This window comes from Mesorhizobium sp. WSM4810 (genome assembly GCF_055811235.1).
The window spans coordinates 13,312-31,043 of sequence record NZ_JBVVQV010000021.1 but is presented as its reverse complement, the minus strand read 5'-3'; the positions used below and the strand labels follow the sequence as shown (position 1 = coordinate 31,043).

The window sequence follows — 17,732 nt, the reverse complement described above, 5'->3', positions numbered from 1 at the left end:
CGAAGCCGCTTTCATCAATGCCCAAAGGAGAGCGGCGGCGCGATCTTGTCGCGCCGCAGCCAGCGCGCCAGGAGCAGCGCCGCCACCACCGCCAGCCCCAACGACAGGCCGATCCAGATGCCGACGCCGTCGAGCCCGGAATGGAAGGCAAGCAGCACGCCGAGCGGCAGGCCGATGCCCCAATAGCCGATCGCGGCATAGATCATCGGCACCTGGGTGTCGTGCAGGCCGCGCAGCATGCCGGCGGCCACGGCCTGTGCACCGTCGAAAATTTGGAACAGCGCGGCAAAGGCCAGGAACGACACGGCAAGCCCGATCACAGTGGCATTGGCCGGGTCGCCGAGATCGATGAAGGCACTGATCAGCAGTTGCGGCCACAGGATCATCACCAGCCCCATCAGCGCCATGAACGAGACGCCGATGACAAAGGCGGTCCAGCCGGCGCGGGAAACACCTTCCGGATTGCCGGCGCCATGGGCGAGCCCGACGCGCACCGTCGCCGCCTGGTTGAGGCCGAGCGGCACCATGAAGCTGATCGAGGCGATCTGGATGGCGATCGCATGCGCCGCGAGCGAGGCGGCGTCGATCAGGCCCATGAGAAGGGCCGCCGCGTTGAAGATCGTCACCTCGAAGGCAAGCAGGCCGGCGATCGGCAGGCCGAGCCGCAGCAGGCCCTTGAAGCGCGGCCAGTCGGCCCGCCAGAACCGCCCGAACAGCTGATAACGCCGGAACTTCGGCTCAAGCATCACCACCGCCGCCATGCCGACAAACATCAGCGTGCTGGACAGCGTGGTGGCGAGGCCGGAGCCGGTGATGCCCATCGAAGGGGCGCCGAGATTGCCGAACATGAATACCCAGTTGAAGAAGACATTGCAGGCGACGGCAACGAAGACGATGACCAGCGCCCAACCCGGCCGCTCCAGCGCCGAGATAAACGAGCGCAGGACGATATAGCCGTAGAAGGGCAGCACCGCCCATTCGAGCCAGCGCAGATAGATGCCGGCCTGATGCGCCAGCGCCGGTTCCTGACCCATGGCCAGCAACACGGCCTCGCCGTACCAGAGAAATATCCAGATTGGGACTGAGATAAGGATCGCCAGCCACAGGCCCTGCCGCACGGTGCGGCGCAGATCGCGCACGGAGTGACGACGGCGGCCGAGCTCAGTGGCGATCATCGGCGAGGTCGCCAGCATCAGGCCGAGCCCGAAGATCAGCGGCATGAAATAGAGGTTGGCGCCCAGCGCGCCGCTGGCCAGCGTGTCCGGACCCAGCCGCCCCATCATCATGACGTCGGTGGCGGTCATCGCGGTCTGGCCGAGATTGGTGAGCACCATCGGCCAGGCGAGCGCCAGCGTCGCCTTGATTTCCCGACGCCAAAGATTTTCCGGCGCGCGCGCGCCGGCTTCGATCGCAGACATTTTTTCGCCTATCCGATTTGCGGCGCGTCGGCAAACACCGGAAGCCGCGTCTCAGTGCGGAAAATGGCCGTGATCGGCCCGGATTCCGCATTAACAGCCCGGCTTGTCTACGAAATGGCCAGCTGTGGCAAGAGGCTGACTCCGGAGAAGAGTTAAGCCAGTAAGCCGTACAGTCTCATTCCCGCCTGTTTGGCCCGCCTGCTTGGCCCGCCTGTTTGGAGAGAGCGAAGAAGCCGCTATGGTTGCGTAGCTGACTGACCTGAAGAGCAGCATCATATTAGATCCATCGAAAGGCATGCGGATGAGCGCGTTTCCCGAAATCTACCTGGTCCGGCATGGCGAGACGGAATGGAGCGCCTCCGGAAAGCACACCGGGCGGACCGACATACCGCTGACGCCTGCCGGCGAGGCGGCCGCTCGGGGGCTTACCGAGCGGCTGCATGGCCTTTCGTTCCAGGCTGTCTGGTCGAGCCCGTCGCAGCGCGCCTTCAAGACCTGTACGCTGGCCGGCTTCGGTTCGGCCGGCGTGAAGAAGGCCGACCTGGCGGAATGGGATTACGGCGCCTACGAGGGACTGACCACGAAGCAGATCCTCATCGAGCGTCCCGGCTGGCGTCTGTTTCGCGACGGCTGCCCTGATGGCGAGGCGGCAGAGGATGTCGGCGCGAGGGCGGATCGGATCGTCGACGAGCTGCGTGACGTCAACGGCAATGTCCTGGTGTTCTCAAGCTCGCATTTCCTGCGGGTGCTGACGGCGCGCTGGCTCGGCCTGCCGCCGCAAGATGGCGCCTTGTTCGTGCTGGATACCGCCAGCACAAGCGTGCTCGGCTACGAGCACGACCTTGGCGAGCCAATTATCCGGCGATGGAACCAGAGATAGCAGACGCATTGCAGGTTGTTCGCGCCGCGCCTACCTGATCGCGTCCAGCGCCTGCCGCTGCCGGTGCATCTCCAAAAACACGCGGTAGTCGCGGTCGAACCGGCCGGCGGCCGCCGAATTGGGCTCTCGCGTCTTGCCGCCTTGCTGCATGGCGACGCAGGCGGCGTTCAAATCGGGGAAAAGCCCGGCGGCGGTGGCGGCGATCATGCCGGTGCCGAGCAGCACCGCCTCATCGGCCAGCGGCTCGACCACCGTGCAGCCGGTGGCGTCGGCATAAAGCTCCATCAGCAGCGGGTTCTTGGTGTGACCGCCGGTAACATGCAGCGTGTCGATCAGATAGCCGTTCTCGTTCAGGGCTTCCAGCACATGGCGCACGCCCAGCGCAATGCTGACGGCGGTGCGCCAATACAGCTTGCACAGGCTGTCGAAGGAGGAATCCAGCGTCAGCCCGCTGATGACGCCGACGGCATGCGGGTCGGCGAGTGGCGAGCGGTTGCCGTGGAAATCCGGCAGCACATGCAGCCTTCCGGCCAGATTTTCGCCCTCTATGGCACGCAACTCGACAACGCGCCGGGCAATCCTGGCGTGCATGGCGGCGTCCGGCTCGCCGCCGGCGCCGTGCCAGCGGATGATGTGATCGAGCAGCGCGCCGGTGGCCGACTGTCCGCCTTCCGACAGCCAAAGCCGGGGAAGCGCCGCGCCATAATACGGGCCCCAGACACCGGCAAAGGGCTGCGGGTCGGCGGACATCGCCATGACGCAGCTCGAAGTGCCGGCGATCAGCGCCAGATGCCGGCCGATGTTGGTTTCGTCGCCGGCGAAGCCGCCGAGCACGCCGAGCGCGCCGGCATAGGCGTCGATGACGCCGGCGCCGACCCGGCATTGTTCGGTCAGGCCAAGCTCGGCTGCGGCTTGCGCGCTCAGCCGGCCGATATCGGCGCCCACCGGGCTGGCCTTGTCAGGCAGATTGCCATGCTCGAAAAGATCGCCGAGCCCGACGGCTTTGAAGAAGTCGCGCCGCCAGCCGGTCTCTTGATGCGCCAGATAGGTCCATTTGGCGGTTAGCGTGCATTGCGAGCGGGCAAGCGAACCGGTTGCCTTCCAACTGAGAAAGTCGGCGAGGTCGAATAGATAACCGGCTTCGTTCCATGTTCCGGGCAGGTTGCGCTTCAGCCACATCAGCTTCGGCGTCTCCATTTCCGGCGACATGACGCCGCCGATGTAGTCGAGCACGGCATGGCCGCTTTCGGTGCATTCATCGGCCTCGGCAATGGCGCGGTGATCGAGCCAGACGATGGTGTCCCAGCGCCTTTCGCCTGACACCGAGACGCTGAGCTGGCCACCATCCCTGCCGCGCACCACCAGCGAGCAGGTGGCGTCGAAGGAGATGCCGACGATATCCTGCGCTGCCATGCCGGCTTTTTCGCGGGCGGCGCGTACCGCAATGCAGACCGCCGACCAGATATCCTGCGAATCGTGCTCGGCATGATCGGCCTTCGGCCGGTTCATGACGATCGGATGCTCGGCGCGACCGAGCAAGGTGCCTCCGGTGTCGAGAATGCCCGCACGGGCGCTCCCGGTGCCGACATCGACCGCGCAAACGAAACTGTTCGTCAAGATGTTCTTGCTCTCGCTCCCAGGCCTGCAATCAGATCGGGCAATTGCAGCATGTCAGCGAATATAAAGTCCGGCTCACTCGACGCAAGCCGCGCTTTCAGTGCCGGATTGCCGGCATGCGAGCCGCCGGTGAAGGCGAGGACGCGCATTCCCGCCGCTCGTGCCGCGGCGACGCCGACGGGGCTGTCCTCGACGACGACGCAATTCTGCGGGATCGCTCCCATTTTGGCGGCTGCGTGGAGAAAAAGGTCCGGCGCCGGCTTGCCCCGCGCCACCATGGCGGCGCTGAACAGATGCGGCTCGAGCAGCCCGAGCAGCCCGGTGACGTCGAGCGCATAGCGGATGCGATTCAGCGTGCCGGAGGAAGCAACGCAGCATGGCACGGTAAGCTTCGGCAGAACCTGGCCGATGCCGGGGATCGGCTTCAGCTCGTCGCGAAACTTGCGCATCAGCCCGACGCGCATCTCGCTCAGGTGCTGGTTGGTGATATCAAGTCCGAAGTCGCGACCGAGGATTTCGCGAACGCTTTTCATGCTTTTGCCGAGGAAATGCTCATAGGCGGCATCCTCGCTGACACTGCCGCCGGCAAGCGTGATCATGCTAAGCAGCGCCGAAACGGACAGCCCCTCGCTGTCGACCAGCACGCCGTCGCAGTCGAAAATGACCAGGTCAGGCGTCATTGCAGGGCCCTCATCGGCGGGGACATGCATTGAGCCGATCTTAGAGGTTGCCGGCGAGGTAGCGCGTCAGCGTCGTACGTGCGCCATCGGCCCAGAGCGCCTCGAGCGCCTTGGCAAAGGCTTCAACGAACGGCGTCGAGCGGCCGACCTCGCCATAGATGTCCTCCATGGCCAGCCAGGCGGCAGGCGCAGCCTTTGCCGCCCTGGCGGTCGTCTGCAGCCGGTCCCAGCTTGGATCATTGGGCTCGATGACCGCGCCTGAATCCGTGGTGCCGAAGCAATAGCGGCACCAGAGCGCCGATTCCAGCGCCAGGCCGGCGACGCCCTTGCCGGCCTTCAGCCGGTCGGCGATGGTCGGGATGATGAATTTCGGCTGCCGGTTGGAGCCGTCGAGGCAAAGCCTGCGAATGGTGTCGCCGATCTTCGGGTTGGAGAAGCGGTGCTCGATGAGCTGATAATAATCCTCCAGCACGGTGTCCGGCACCGGCGGCACGGTCGGGATGATCTCGTCGTGCTCCAGCCTGTCGAGAAAGCCGCGCACCAGCGGCTCCTGCATGGCCTCATGGACGAAATGGATGTCCATCAGCCCGGCGGGATAGGCGATGGTCGCATGGCCGCCATTGAGGATGCGGATCTTCATCAGCTCGTAGGGCGCGACATCGCTGACGAACTGCACGCCGACCTTTTCCAGCGGCGGGCGGCCGTCGGTGAAATGGTCCTCCAGCACCCATTGCCTGAACGGCTCGCAAAACACCGGCCAGTTGTCGTCGAGCCCGAACTCGCTCGACAGAATGCCGCGCTCACGGTCGGTGGTGGCCGGCGTGATGCGGTCGACCATGCCGTTGGGAAAGGCGACTTTCTCGCGCACCCAGGTCGCCAAATCCTCGTCGATCAGACGGGCGAGACCGATGACGCCATCGGCGGTGACATGGCCGTTGTGGGGAATGTTGTCGCAGGACATGATCGTGAACGGCACGATGCCGTCGTCGCGGCGGCGCATCAGCCCTGCAAGAATGATGCCGAACACGGTTTTGGGCGTCGCCCCCGAGTCGGCATCGGCGACAATGTCGGGATGGGTCGGGTTGAACACGCCCGACGCCGGATCGATGAAATAGCCGCCCTCGGTTATGGTCAGCGAAACAATCCTTATCGCCGGGTCGGCAAGCCGCTCTATGATCGCGGCCGCGTCGCCCGGCATCAGGAAGTCGATCATGACACCGGTGACGCGGGCGCTCATGTGGCCAGAATCCTGCTCGACCACGGTGCTCAGCCAGTCCTGTTCCTGCAACTTGCCGCGGCCGACCTTTTCGCCCTCAAAAACGCCGGCGCCGACAATTGCCCAGTCGTGGCCGACGCCCGCATTGAACAGGTCGTCGAGATAGACGGCCTGGTGCGAGCGATGGAAATTGCCGACGCCGAAATGCACGACGCCGGCCCTGAGCGCGGCGCGATCGTATTTCGGGCCGACGACTTTTTCCGGCAGGCGGGACAGTGCCGCCGATGAGAGTTTTACGGTCATTTTAACAAACGCCTTCTCATTGCGGCGCCTGCGCCTGCCTGACCTTCTCCCCTTGTGGGAGAAGGTGGATCGGCGCGCAGCGCCGAGACGGTTGAGGGGTGCTGGACGAAGTGCTGCATCAGAACACCCCCCGTCCACCCTCGTTTCACTCGGCACCTTCTCCCCCAAGGGAGTAGGAAAGTTCAACTCATCCACTGGCCGCCATCGACATTGTAGGTCTGGGCGACGATGTATTCGGCGTCGTCGCTGGCCAGGAACACCGCCATGCCGGTGAGGTCTTGCGCCGTGCCCATGCGGCCATAGGGCACGGCCTCGCCGACCAGCCGCTTCTTTTCGCCCTTCGGCCGGTTTTCGTATTTGGCGAACAGAGCATCGACATGGTCCCAGTGCTCGCCGTCGACGACGCCGGGCGCGATGGCGTTGACGTTGATGCGGTGCTTGATCAGGTCGAGGCCGGCCGACTGGGTGAGCGAGATGACGGCTGCCTTGGTGGCGCAATAGACGGCAACCAGCGCCTCGCCGCGGCGGCCGGCCTGGCTCGCCATGTTGATGATCTTGCCGCCCCGGCCAGCCGCGATCATCGAGCGGGCGGCTGCCTGCAGCATGAACAGCGTGCCGGCGACATTGACGGAAAACAGCCTGTCGTAGCTCGCCTTGCTGATCTCGACGATCGGCGCCAGGTCGAACAGAGCGGCGTTGTTGATCAGAATGTCCAGGCGGCCGGCCCTTGTCTCGACCGCTTTGACCGCCGCCTCGATCGAAGCAAGGTCGGTGACGTCGAGCTTAACCGCATAGGCTTTTGCGCCGATCTCCGAAGCGGCCTTTTCCGCAGCTTCGAGATTGATGTCGCCGATGGCGACGGTGGCGCCCTCGCGAACATAGGCTTCGGCGAACGCCCTGCCGATGCCGCGCGCCGATCCGGTGATCAGCGCCGATTTACCCCTGAGCCTCATTGCATCATCGCCTTTCCGTCGGCGCCGAAGCGGTGCAGCTTGGTCTGGTCCGGCGTCAGATAGATCGTGTCCCCGTGAAGGGCGGCCAGTTCGCCGTCGGCGCGCACCGTCAGCGGCCCGACACTGTCGGCTTGAACGTGCAGAAACGTGTCGGAGCCGAGATGCTCGGCAACACCGACCGTGGCTTTCCATTCGCCTGAAGTCGTCGAGATGTTCATATGCTCGGGACGGATGCCGACGGTCTTGGCGCCATGTTTGGCCGCCGGCGCGCCTTCGATCAGGTTCATCCTGGGCGAACCGATGAAGCCGGCGACGAACAGGTTCTTCGGCGTCTTGTAGAGCTCCATCGGCGAGCCGACCTGTTCGATGTTGCCTGCATTGAGCACGACGATCTTGTCGGCCATGGTCATCGCCTCGACCTGGTCGTGGGTGACGTAGATCATCGTCGTCTTGAGCTGATGATGCAGTTCGCTGATTTCCAGCCGCATGGTGCCGCGCAGCGCAGCGTCGAGGTTGGACAAAGGTTCGTCGAACAGGAAGGCCGATGGCTGGCGTACGATGGCGCGGCCGATGGCGACGCGCTGGCGCTGACCGCCGGAGAGCTGGCCGGGGCGGCGATCGAGATAGTTGGTGAGGTTCAGGATGCGCGCCGCGTCCTTGACCTTCCGATCGATGGTCGCCTGGTCCTCGCCCGCCATCTTCAGCGGGAAGGCGATGTTCTTGGCCACCGTCATGTGCGGGTAGAGTGCATAGGACTGGAACACCATGGCCAGCTTGCGCTTGGCCGGCGCCTCGCCGGTGACGTCGCGGCCGTCGATGTTGATGGTGCCGGCGGTGGTGTCCTCCAGCCCGGCGATCAGTCGCAGCAGCGTGGACTTGCCGCAGCCCGACGGGCCGACGAAGACGACGAACTCGCCGTTCTCGATGACCAGGTCGATGCCCGGAATGATGACCGTCGACCCGAACGACTTGGAGACGTGCTTGAGCGTGATGTTTCCCATGGTTTCCTCCCCGAGGGGTTATTGTCCGTCGTTCATCGCTTGCGGCGGTGTTACTTCACGGCGCCAAAGGTCAGGCCGCGCACCAGCTGCTTCTGGCTGAACCAGCCCATGATCAGGATCGGTGCGATCGCCAGTGTCGAGGCCGCCGACAGCTTGGCCCAGAACAGGCCTTGCGGGCTTGAGAAGGAACTGATGAAGGCGGTGAGCGGGGCGGCCTCGGTGGTGGTCAGCCGGATCGTCCAGAACGCCTCGTTCCATGCCAGGATGATGTTGAGCAGCATCGTCGAGGCAATGCCCGGCACCGCCATCGGCGTCAGCACATAGACGATCTCGTTCCAGAGCGATGCGCCGTCCATGCGCGCCGCTTCCAGGATCTCGCCGGGAATCTCGCGAAAATAGGTGTAGAGCATCCACACCACGATCGGCAGATTGATCAGCATCAGCATGATCATCAGGCCGATGCGGCTGTCGAGCAATCCGGTATCGCGGAAGATCAGGTAGATCGGGAACAGCACGGCAACCGCCGGCATCATCTTGGTGGAAAGCATCCACATCAGGATGTCCTTGGTCCACTTGCCCGGCGAGAACGCCATCGACCAGGCCGCCGGTATGGCGACGAGCAAGGCCAGGATGGTCGAGCCGACCGACAGGAACACCGAGTTGAGGAAGAACTTGAAGTAGCCGCTCTGCGCCTCGACCGCGGTGTAGCTTTCGGTGGTTCCCGACGGAAACAGGTTGAAGCCCTGGATGGCCTCCTGCTCCGACTTGAACGAGGTGATGATCGTGTAGAGGATCGGGAAGAAGATCAGCAGGGCGACGATCCAGGCGGCCGCGGTCGCGATCGTCTTGTGCTGGGTGCTGACTGCACGTGCCATCGTTTCCTCCCTTATCTGTCCAGGTTCTTGCCGACCGCGCGCATGGCGAAGAAGGCGACGATGTTGGCTAAAATGACGGCAATGATTCCGCCGGCGGAGGCCTGGCCGATTTTGAACTCCAGCAACGCCTTCTGGTAGACGAGGAAGGGCAGGTTGGTGGAGGCGTAACCCGGGCCGCCATTGGTGGTGACGAGGATCTCGGCATAGACCGACAGAAGGAAGATCGTCTGGATCAGGATGACGACGGTGATGGCGCGCGACATATGCGGCAGCGTCAGATAGATGAAGCGGCTGACAAAACCGGCGCCGTCCATCTCGGCGGCTTCCTTCTGCTCGCCGTCGAGTGACTGCAGGGACGTCAACAGGATCAATGTCGCAAACGGCAGCCATTGCCAGGCGACGATGATGATGATCGCCAGCATCGGATATTGGCCAAACCAGTCGATCGGCTGCCCGCCGAAGAAACGCGCAATGTCGGCAAAGACGCCGTATTGCGGATGCATGATCATGTTCTTCCAGACCAGCGCGGCGACTGGCGGCATGACGAAGAACGGCGAGATGACGAGGATGCGGACGATGCCCTGTCCCCACATCGGCTGATCGATCAGCAGCGCCAGCAGGATGCCGCCGATCACCGTGATCAAAAGCACGCTGGCCACGAGGATAAGCGTGTTGAGGATCGACTGCAGGAATGCCGGATTGGAATAGAAAAGCGCGTAATTCGAGAAGCCGACGAAGCCGTCGCGGATCGGGTTGAGCGGATTGTACTGCTGGAAGGAGAACCACAGGGTGAATGCCAGCGGCACGATCATCCAGACGAATAGCAGCACCACGGATGGCGCCATCATGAAGCGGGCAAGCGAACGGGTCTGCTGAGTAGCCATGACGGTCACCCTTCAAAGGTCAGCCAAATTTTTCAGGGTTTGAAGGTGGCCGCCCGAACTGGGATTCGGGCGGCCCCTGCCGGTTAAGATGGGCAACCGGCGTTCGGCACCGGGAGGAGCCTACTGGATATAACCGCCCTCGGTCATCGTTGCGGTGGCGGCGTCCTGGGCCTGCTTCAGAGCGTCGTCGACGCTGGTCTGGCCGGCGAGCGCGGCCGAGAACAGCTGGCCGACGGTGGTGCCAAGGCCCTGGAACTCAGGGATGGCGACGAACTGGACACCGACATAGGGCACCGGCTTGACGGTCGGATGCGTCGGATCGGCGGCGTTGATCGAGTCCAGCGTCATCTTGGCGAACGGCGCCGCCTTCTGGTATTCGGGGTTGGCGTAGAGCGAGGTGCGCGTTCCCGGCGGAACATTGGCCCAGCCTTCCTTCGATGCGACGAGCTCGAGATAGGCCTTGCTGGTTGCCCAGGATACGAACTTTTGGGCGGCGTCAGCCTTTTGCGTGCCGGCGGGAATGGCCAGCGACCACGCCCACAGCCAGTTGCCGCGCTTGCCCAGACCATTGTCGGGCGCCAGCGCATAACCGACCTTGTCGGCGACCGTGGAGTTCTTCGGGTCGGAGACGAAGGAGGCAGCGACGGTGGCGTCTATCCACATGCCGCACTTGCCCTGCTGGAACAGCGCCAGGTTTTCGTTGAAGCCGTTCGAAGATGCGCCCTCCGGGCCATTGGCCTTCATCAGGTCGACATAGAACTGCAGCGTGTTCTTCCACTCGGGCTGGTCGAACTGCGGCTTCCAGTTCTCATCGAACCAGCGTGCGCCGAAGGAGTTCGACATGGCGGTCAGGAAGGCCATGTTCTCGCCCCAGCCGGCCTTGCCGCGCAGGCAGACGCCGTTCACGCCATTGGCGCGATCGGTCATCTTCTCGGCGGCCTGCTTGACGAAGTCCCAGGTCGGCGCGTCGGGCATCGTCATTCCGGCCTTCTCCATCAGGTCCTTGCGGTACATGACGAACGAGCTTTCGCCATAGAACGGTGCTGCATAAAGCGTGCCGTCGACCGAAAGGCCACCAGCGATGGCCGGGATGATGTCCTTGACGTCATAGTCGTCGCCGAGCTTGTCGAGCGGCAGCAGCCAGCTCTGCTTTGCCCAGATCGGAACTTCGTAAGTGCCGATGGTCATCACGTCGTACTGGCCGCCCTTGGTGGCGATGTCGGTGGTGACGCGCTCGCGCAGCACGTTCTCCTCGAGCGTGACCCACTGGAGCTGGATATCAGGGTTCTTGGCGGTGAAATCGTCGGTCAGCGTCTGCATGCGGACCATATCGCCATTGTTGACGGTGGCGATGGTGATGGATTCGGCATGCGCGGCGAACGCGAGGGTGCTGGCCGACAACAGACCCAGGGTGAGCGTGCGAAGTTTCATCAAAATTCCTCCCATGGACCAAGCTGAGCATTTGCTTTGGCTGTGAGCAATTACTCACCTCGCCTGATTTATGTCAAGCCGGATTCGTTGCTGCAGTGCACGCAGCCTCGTGCGGGATCTTGCTCCGGAGGATTAGGGCGCGCGAAAATGCCAAATTTCGGTGCCCGCTTGACCGGATGGATTATCGACTATTGGCCGGCGATCTCAGCCAGGATCCATTCGCGAAAAGCGCGGATCTTCGGCACGTTGCGCCGCGCCTGGGGATAGACCAGCCAATAGGCGTGGCCGTCGTCGCCGACCAGATCGAAAGGCTGGATCAGGCGGCCATCGGCAAGCTCGGCCTTGAAAAGAGCGGCCGTCACGATCGCCACGCCCTGCCCGGCGATCGCGGCGTTGGCCTCATAGGCCTGCGCACCCATGCTGGAGCCGGGGCGCTTGGCCAGTTCCTCGACCGGCAGGCCGGCGGCGATAAACCAGTCCCGCCACCAGATGTCGCCAGGGTCGAGGATCGGCAGGCGCAACAGATCGGCTGGCTCCTTCACCCCGCCGATGGTCGCCGCGAGTTTCGGGCTCAGCATCGGCGTGAAGTCCGCATTGAAAAGCTTGTGCACCTCCACGCCCGGCCAGTTTCCGCCGCCCGAACGGATGGCGATGTCGATGTCCTCGCGGGCGAAGTCGACGAGGCGGTTCGATGTATCGAGACGCACCGCCAGCGACGGATGCGCGACCTGGAACGAACCGAGATGCTGCGCCAGCCAGTTCGAGGCAAATGTCAACAGCGTCGAGACACAAAGTACTCCGTCGGCGCCGCTGCGCGCCGCGGCATAGGCTCCACCCAACAAGGCGAACGCCTCGCTGACCGCAGGCGCCATGCGTTGTCCCGCCTCGGTCAGCACGATCTGCCTTGGCCGGCGCAGGAACAAAGGCGCACCGACGCGCCCTTCCAAAAGCTTGATCTGATAGCTCGCCGCCGCCTGCGTCATGCCAAGCTCGCCGGCGGCCTTGGTGAAGGAAAGATGCCGAGCCACCGCCTCGAACACCCGGATCGCCTGAAGCGGAGGGAGTTGGGAGACCTGCCGTGACTTGAGTTCAGGCATAAGTCCTCCTTATGGGCCGTGATTGACGTTTGATTGGCAGCAACGGCCGAGCCGGCCGATATTTGAGGTCGACGATCACTCTCGTCTAGAGATAACAAAGGCTGACGATCATGACCATTGTACAGGAAAAGCTATTTCTGACGCTAGGCCAAGGCTGGTTTTTGCGGCTGGCGCGTGGATTGGCGCGGCACGGAGCCAGGAAACGGGCCTCTCTCGACATGAGAGAATTGCCGCCGCATCTGCAGCGCGACATGGGTTTTCTCGACGGCAACGATCCTTGTGGCCGGCGCAAATAGCCTTGCTGGGCTTATCGCAAATCAGCCGGCCGCCAGCAAGGCGGCGGCGGTCCGCTCGTCGGTGATGAGTCCGTTGACCAGCCGCCGGTTCACGGCCGCAAGAATGCCCGGCAGCTTCCGCTCGCCCATGGCGAGCGCGATCACCAGCGACTTTTCACGCGACGGCAATGATGCCGACGACACCCGGTCATTGGTGATGCCGTCGATCATCCGGCCTTCGCGATCGAACACCCAGCCAACGATCTCGGCGACGCCGCCGGCCTTTTGCAGCGCTTTCAATTCACTCTCCGAAATGAAGCCGTCCTCGTAAAGCGGCGCCTTAGGGCCGAGATCGCCGATGCCGACGAAGGTGACGTCGGCTTCCGCGGCAAGCGCCAGCGTCGGCTGAATCATCGGCTGGCTGAGCAGCATCTCGCGCTCCTGCGGCGAGGAGGCGATGACCGGCAGCGGCATCGGGAAGGACCGCGCCTTGACCCTGTCGGCCATGGTGAAGATGACGTTGTAGAAGGCGGCCGAACCGTCGGGCGAGATGTTGCCGGTCAGCGACACCACCTTGTGCTGCGGGCATTCCATCGGCGGCAGCTGCTCGATTGCCGCCTTCAGCGTGCGGCCCGTGCCGATCGCCATGACGATCGGCGTCGGCGAGCGCAGCCGCCTCTCGATCTCGGCGGCCGCCGCCACGGCGACGCCAATAGTCGAGGAGGAAGCGGGATCGCTTGGAACCACCTCGACCAGATCGAGGGCGAAGCGCGATTTCAGCCGGGCGGCGAGGTCGAGGCAATTGGCGATCGGGTGGTCGACACGCACCTTGATCAGCCCTTCCGCCACCGCCAGCGACACCAGCCGCTGCGCCGTCTGCCGTGAGATGCCGAGCGTCGAGGCAATCTGGTCCTGCGTGTTGCCGGCGACATAATAGAGCCAGCCGGCACGCGCCGCGTCGTCCAGCCTGTTGCTGCCGCTGTCCTGCCGGGAATTCAACTTGCTGCCTCCCTGCCCCAAACACCGAGCACTAGCACCGAGCGGGAGCGCCTTGGTTTTACCCGGGAATGCGTTTGTAAGCAATTGCCTGCAGACAGGGCAATTGCTTAGCAAGCTCCCGGGGTGCCTGCAGTGTTCCGAGAGGATGATTATAGCCCGCAATGTTGGTGCAGCCAGGCGCGGCGGTTTATCTCCCGAGGCAAACCCTTTAAGGGATTCGGGCAAAGGAGCCTTGTATGACGCCGAAAGCGGTTTTCTGGGACATGGACGGCACGCTGGTCGACAGCGAGCCGTTGCACGAGGCGGCGCTGATAGCGGCGCTTCACAGCGTCGGCATCGCGGCGCCGGCCAACCTGCATGAGCGCGTGCTCGGCATCGCCGCATGGCCGGTCTACGAGATGCTGCGCGACGAGTTCGGCCTCGACCTGCCCTTCGACGACTGGATCGTGCGCAAATACGACCACTATCTGCCAATGGCCGAGACTCTGAAGCCGCGCCCCGGCGCCATCGAGATCTACAACGAGCTGCGCGCGCTTGGCGTGGCGCAAGCGGTGGTGTCCAATTCCGACCGGCTGGTCGTCGACGCCAATCTGCGCATGGTCGGTCTTTTCTATCCCGGCATGAAGACGATCAGCCGCAACGACGTGCGCGAGGGCAAGCCGCATGCCGAACCTTTTTTGCGCGCCGCATGGCTGGCCGGTGTCGATCCGGCCGATGCCGTGGCCGTCGAGGACAGCGTGACCGGCTCCACGGCTGGGCTGGCGGCGGGGATGAGGACGATCTTCTGGCCGGAAGCGCCCATGGCAGGGCCGCCCGGCGCGATCGTCATCAACAGCGCCGACGAATTGCGGGCTGAACTCGGGCTTTAAGAGGGTCCTTCTCCCCGTATAGTGACGGAGAGAAGGGCGCTCAGTTCCGGTAGACCGGCTCCTGCTCGTCGAGGATCGCCTTCAATTCGGACAGGTGCCGTTCGGCCTGACCGGGATAATCTTCCTGCTCCGCTGCTGCCTTCTCGGCGATTTCGTCCGACAGGATCCGCAGCGGACGGCCGGTCCACAGCGCCTTGATGTAGGTCTCGGCGGCGCGTTCGAAATAGAACATGCGGTTGAAGGTGTCGGCGACGGTATCGCCGATGACCAGCACGCCATGGTTGCCCATGACCATCACCTTGACCTTCGGATCGGTGAGCAGCTGCGAGCAGCGTTCGCCCTCTTCCTCGAAGGCGAGCCCACCATAATGGCCGTCGACGACGTGGCGGTTGAAGAAGATCGCCGAGTTCTGATCGATCGGCGGCAACGTCGAGTCGGCGAGCGAAGCGAGCACCGTGGCGTGGATCGAGTGCACATGCATGACGCAGCGCGCATGACGGACATTGCGATGGATGGCGCCATGCAGCCCCCATGCCGTCGGGTCGGGCGCATCCGGGCCGGAGAGCGTATCGGGATCGTTGGCGTCGATCAGCAGCAGGTCGCTCGCCTTGATGCGCGAGAAATGCACCTGGTTGGGATTCATCAGGAATTGCGAGCCGTCATCGTTGACGGCCAGCGAGAAATGATTGGCCACCGCTTCATGCATGTTGAGCCGCGCCGTCCAGCGGAAGGCGCAAGCCAGATCGACGCGTTCCTCGTAGAAGGGCAGGTTGGTCAGCATTTCCTTCTGCAGGCGGGCGATGCTCATCGAAAACCTCCGTGAAAGAAGCAAGGATGCCGTGCGCCGCCGATGCGCGCAACCGGTTTCGTTTGGTGCAGGCGAGCGCTTTGGCTTACGCCGCAGTGCTTCTGGCGGCGTCGATGCGCAGCCCGCCATGCTCGACGACAAAATCGATCACCTGCTGCAGGCCCTTGCCGCGCGACAGATCGGTAAATCCGAACGGCCGCATGCCGCGCATGCGGGCGGCGTCGCGCTCCATGACATCGAGATTGACGTTCACATAGGGGGCGAGATCGCTCTTGTTGATGACCAGGAAATCCGACCGGGTGATCGCCGGGCCGCCCTTGCGCGGGATTTCTTCGCCCTGGCAGACCGAGATGACGTAGAGCGTCAGATCGGCGAGGTCCGGGGAAAACGTGGCGGCGAGGTTGTCGCCGCCCGATTCGATGAAGACGATGTCGAGATCCGGGAATTTCCTGGTCATCTCGGCGATCGCCTGCAGATTGATCGAGGCATCCTCGCGGATGGCGGTGTGCGGGCAGCCGCCGGTCTCGACGCCGATGATGCGATCCTCGGGCAGCGCCTGAAGCCGGGCCAGCATCATGGCGTCTTCCTTGGTATAGATGTCATTGGTGACCACGGCGATGGAGAACTCGTCGCGCAGCGCCTTGCAGAGCTTTTCGGTGAGCGTCGTCTTGCCGGAGCCGACGGGACCGCCGATGCCGACGCGAAGGGGACCATTGGCTTGTGTCATCCAGGGAACTCCATGATGGCTTGCACTGCAAAGCCGAGCCCTACAACCAGGCAGAGCGGCGAATAATAGCTGACATCGAGCCGCGCGAAAGGCTGTTCGGGCGCCAGCCGGCGCCACCACGGCGTGAAGCCGGCAATGCCGCGCCCCAGGAAGACCAGCGCGATGAGCAGCGCTGTCGCGGCAAGCCCGGCCTTAGGAAAGGGCGTGGCAAACACGCCTTCGAGCGCCAGCGGCCACAGTGTCGCCAGGCCGAGGCAGGCGGCGACGGCGAAGCTGGCGAAGGGCGCCGGCATTTCGTCGACGCCGCGAAAGCCGACCACCGCGCGGGCGCAGGAGGCAGCGTCCCTGCCCGGCCAGATGCCGCCAATGCCCCAATAGACATGCAGGGTGGTGATCAGCAGCAAGACGAAGGAGAGCGCGAAGGCGAGGACGATCATGAGCGGAACAGCCGCGAATATTGCGTTTCGTGCTTCATCGCCATGACATCCGAGACAAACGCGCAGCCGCCGAGATCATTCAGCGTCGAGCCGGCGGCGCGAGCGGCAGTTTCCAAGGCCAGCGGCTCGAAGCCGGCGAGCAGCGCCGTGGCGCCGGTCTGGCCGACGACGCCGAGCCGGATCGCGGCTTGGACGAGGTTGGAAAAGAAGCTGTGCAGGAAGGCCGACAGTGCATCGTGCAGGGCAATGGCGTTGCCACCGGCAGTTGCACCGACGGCGACGCAATAGGCGCACTCGGCCGGCAGACGGTCGAGCACCTGACACGGCCAGGCCGATGCCGCCTTCAGGAAGGCGGGGCCCTGCAGCATGGTCTCGCTGTGGCGCTCGCGCGAGCCGGCCAAGGCCTCGGCGAGGGCTGCGATTTCGGCGAGATCGCCGGCTTGGCGGGCGCGCCGCCAGCTTTCGGCAAACAGCACGGCATCGTTCCAGCCCGAGCCCATCTCGACCAGCGTCTCCAGCCATGCGGCGAGGTCTTTGCTGTCGGCGACCAGGCCGGCATGCACGGCTTGTTCGAGACCATGGCTGTAGGAAAAACCGCCGACCGGGAAGGCAGGCGACAGCCACGCCATCAGCCGCAACAAAGCGACGTTGGAAGGCTGGTCAGTCATGGTCGTGCGAATGGCTGTGGGTATGCGATTCGCCATGGGTATGGGAATGCGACCCGCTGTGCGCATGCGCCTCGGCATGGGCATGACCGTGACTGTGCCCAGAATAGGCGCCGCGCACCGGCTTGAACGGCTCGGAGACGTCGCTCACCGTGGCGCCCAGGCCTTCCAGCATCGCCTTGATAACGTGATCGCGCAGGATGAGGATGCGGTTAGCCTCGATGGCGGCGGCAAGATGGCGGTTGCCGATATGCCAGGCAAGCTCGGCCAGATGGACAGGGCCGCTGGCATGGATATCGTAGAGCGGTTCCTCGGCCGCGACGATCTCGATATGACGGCCATCCTCCAGCACCAAGCGGTCACCATCGTTCAAGGCCACCGGTTCGGGCAGGTCGACCAGCACTCTATCGCTACGGGCCGTTTCTATTGCGCGGCGGCGCAGATGCCGCTCGTCATGGGCAAGCACCGCACGATCGTAGGGCGCGACCGCTCCTGCCTCGCCGGCGCTTAGAACCGAGACGGCACGCGGGAATTTGGTGAAATCGGTGCGGATGTCGAGCTTCATGTAAAACTGCCTTTCCCAACAAGCGTAGCCTA

The 17,732-nt window shown here is 63.9% G+C and carries 19 protein-coding genes; 3 read left to right on the top strand and 16 right to left on the bottom strand.

Annotated elements, in window-relative coordinates:
* Positions 1 to 14 precede the first annotated feature (14 nt).
* Complete coding sequence (locus AC0L3O_RS25280) at positions 15 to 1,418, bottom strand: MATE family efflux transporter (RefSeq protein WP_128170123.1); 1,404 nt, start codon at positions 1,416 to 1,418, stop codon at positions 15 to 17.
* Between the two features lie 301 nt (positions 1,419 to 1,719).
* Here AC0L3O_RS25280 and AC0L3O_RS25275 point away from each other — a divergent pair, with 301 nt between their 5' ends.
* Positions 1,720 to 2,298, top strand: coding sequence for a histidine phosphatase family protein (locus AC0L3O_RS25275; RefSeq protein ID WP_287258855.1), 579 nt, complete (start codon positions 1,720 to 1,722; stop codon positions 2,296 to 2,298).
* Between the two features lie 30 nt (positions 2,299 to 2,328).
* Here AC0L3O_RS25275 and AC0L3O_RS25270 read toward each other — a convergent pair whose 3' ends face one another.
* From AC0L3O_RS25270 to gcvA, 9 genes are all read right to left on the bottom strand, one after another.
* Positions 2,329 to 3,915 carry an FGGY-family carbohydrate kinase gene (locus AC0L3O_RS25270; protein WP_287258857.1) on the bottom strand — a complete coding sequence of 529 codons (1,587 nt, stop codon included), beginning with the start codon at positions 3,913 to 3,915 and terminating at the stop codon, positions 2,329 to 2,331.
* Positions 3,912 to 4,595: an HAD family hydrolase gene (locus AC0L3O_RS25265; RefSeq protein WP_128170120.1), complete on the bottom strand. Its 684-nt coding sequence runs from the start codon at positions 4,593 to 4,595 to the stop codon at positions 3,912 to 3,914. The genes AC0L3O_RS25270 and AC0L3O_RS25265 overlap by 4 nt, the downstream gene beginning before the upstream one ends.
* Positions 4,596 to 4,635: 40 nt before the next feature.
* Positions 4,636 to 6,114, bottom strand: coding sequence for a mannitol dehydrogenase family protein (locus tag AC0L3O_RS25260; RefSeq protein ID WP_473616936.1), 1,479 nt, complete (start codon positions 6,112 to 6,114; stop codon positions 4,636 to 4,638).
* A 182-nt stretch (positions 6,115 to 6,296) separates the two neighbouring features.
* A complete protein-coding gene (locus AC0L3O_RS25255) occupies positions 6,297 to 7,067 on the bottom strand; it encodes an L-iditol 2-dehydrogenase (RefSeq protein WP_473534795.1) in 771 nt (256 codons plus the stop codon).
* Positions 7,064 to 8,068: an ABC transporter ATP-binding protein gene (locus tag AC0L3O_RS25250; RefSeq protein ID WP_473534794.1), complete on the bottom strand. Its 1,005-nt coding sequence runs from the start codon at positions 8,066 to 8,068 to the stop codon at positions 7,064 to 7,066. Before AC0L3O_RS25250 ends, AC0L3O_RS25255 begins: the two co-directional genes overlap by 4 nt.
* 50 nt (positions 8,069 to 8,118) lie before the next feature.
* Positions 8,119 to 8,943, bottom strand: a complete 825-nt coding sequence (locus AC0L3O_RS25245; protein WP_023801521.1) for a carbohydrate ABC transporter permease — start codon at positions 8,941 to 8,943, stop codon at positions 8,119 to 8,121.
* Positions 8,944 to 8,954: 11 nt separating this feature from the next.
* A complete protein-coding gene (locus AC0L3O_RS25240; protein WP_023801520.1) occupies positions 8,955 to 9,827 on the bottom strand; it encodes a carbohydrate ABC transporter permease in 873 nt (290 codons plus the stop codon).
* A 120-nt stretch (positions 9,828 to 9,947) separates the two neighbouring features.
* Positions 9,948 to 11,258, bottom strand: coding sequence for an ABC transporter substrate-binding protein (locus tag AC0L3O_RS25235; protein ID WP_473616934.1), 1,311 nt, complete (start codon positions 11,256 to 11,258; stop codon positions 9,948 to 9,950).
* 188 nt (positions 11,259 to 11,446) lie between these two features.
* Entirely contained in the window at positions 11,447 to 12,355 is a 909-nt protein-coding gene (gene gcvA, locus AC0L3O_RS25230; protein ID WP_287258859.1) for a transcriptional regulator GcvA, read from the bottom strand.
* 110 nt (positions 12,356 to 12,465) lie between these two features.
* On the opposite strand from gcvA, the gene AC0L3O_RS25225 reads away from it, so the two are divergent.
* Positions 12,466 to 12,651 (top strand): hypothetical protein, encoded by a 186-nt coding sequence (locus tag AC0L3O_RS25225; protein ID WP_473616933.1) that lies wholly within the window; start codon positions 12,466 to 12,468, stop codon positions 12,649 to 12,651.
* A gap of 21 nt (positions 12,652 to 12,672) precedes the next feature.
* On the opposite strand, the gene AC0L3O_RS25220 is transcribed toward AC0L3O_RS25225, so the two are convergent.
* On the bottom strand, positions 12,673 to 13,629 hold the full coding sequence (locus AC0L3O_RS25220) for a sugar-binding transcriptional regulator (RefSeq protein ID WP_473616932.1): 957 nt from the start codon (positions 13,627 to 13,629) through the stop codon (positions 12,673 to 12,675).
* Positions 13,630 to 13,865: 236 nt separating this feature from the next.
* Between AC0L3O_RS25220 and AC0L3O_RS25215 the strand changes: the two genes are divergently transcribed.
* Positions 13,866 to 14,498 (top strand): HAD family hydrolase, encoded by a 633-nt coding sequence (locus tag AC0L3O_RS25215; protein WP_128170114.1) that lies wholly within the window; start codon positions 13,866 to 13,868, stop codon positions 14,496 to 14,498.
* Between the two features lie 40 nt (positions 14,499 to 14,538).
* Here the strand turns inward: AC0L3O_RS25215 and AC0L3O_RS25210 are convergent, their stop codons facing one another.
* The 5 genes from AC0L3O_RS25210 to AC0L3O_RS25190 form a co-directional block, all read right to left on the bottom strand.
* The gene (locus AC0L3O_RS25210; RefSeq protein WP_128170113.1) at positions 14,539 to 15,306 is read right to left on the bottom strand and encodes a class II aldolase and adducin N-terminal domain-containing protein; all 768 of its coding nucleotides are present in this window, start codon (positions 15,304 to 15,306) and stop codon (positions 14,539 to 14,541) included.
* A gap of 85 nt (positions 15,307 to 15,391) precedes the next feature.
* Positions 15,392 to 16,033 (bottom strand): urease accessory protein UreG, encoded by a 642-nt coding sequence (gene ureG, locus AC0L3O_RS25205; RefSeq protein ID WP_473616930.1) that lies wholly within the window; start codon positions 16,031 to 16,033, stop codon positions 15,392 to 15,394.
* The gene (locus AC0L3O_RS25200) at positions 16,030 to 16,470 is read right to left on the bottom strand and encodes a DUF3995 domain-containing protein (protein WP_473530528.1); all 441 of its coding nucleotides are present in this window, start codon (positions 16,468 to 16,470) and stop codon (positions 16,030 to 16,032) included. Before AC0L3O_RS25200 ends, ureG begins: the two co-directional genes overlap by 4 nt.
* Positions 16,467 to 17,138, bottom strand: coding sequence for an urease accessory protein UreF (locus AC0L3O_RS25195; RefSeq protein ID WP_473530527.1), 672 nt, complete (start codon positions 17,136 to 17,138; stop codon positions 16,467 to 16,469). The genes AC0L3O_RS25200 and AC0L3O_RS25195 overlap by 4 nt, the downstream gene beginning before the upstream one ends.
* On the bottom strand, positions 17,131 to 17,700 hold the full coding sequence (locus AC0L3O_RS25190; RefSeq protein WP_473616929.1) for an urease accessory protein UreE: 570 nt from the start codon (positions 17,698 to 17,700) through the stop codon (positions 17,131 to 17,133). Before AC0L3O_RS25190 ends, AC0L3O_RS25195 begins: the two co-directional genes overlap by 8 nt.
* Between the last annotated feature and the right edge of the window lie 32 nt (positions 17,701 to 17,732).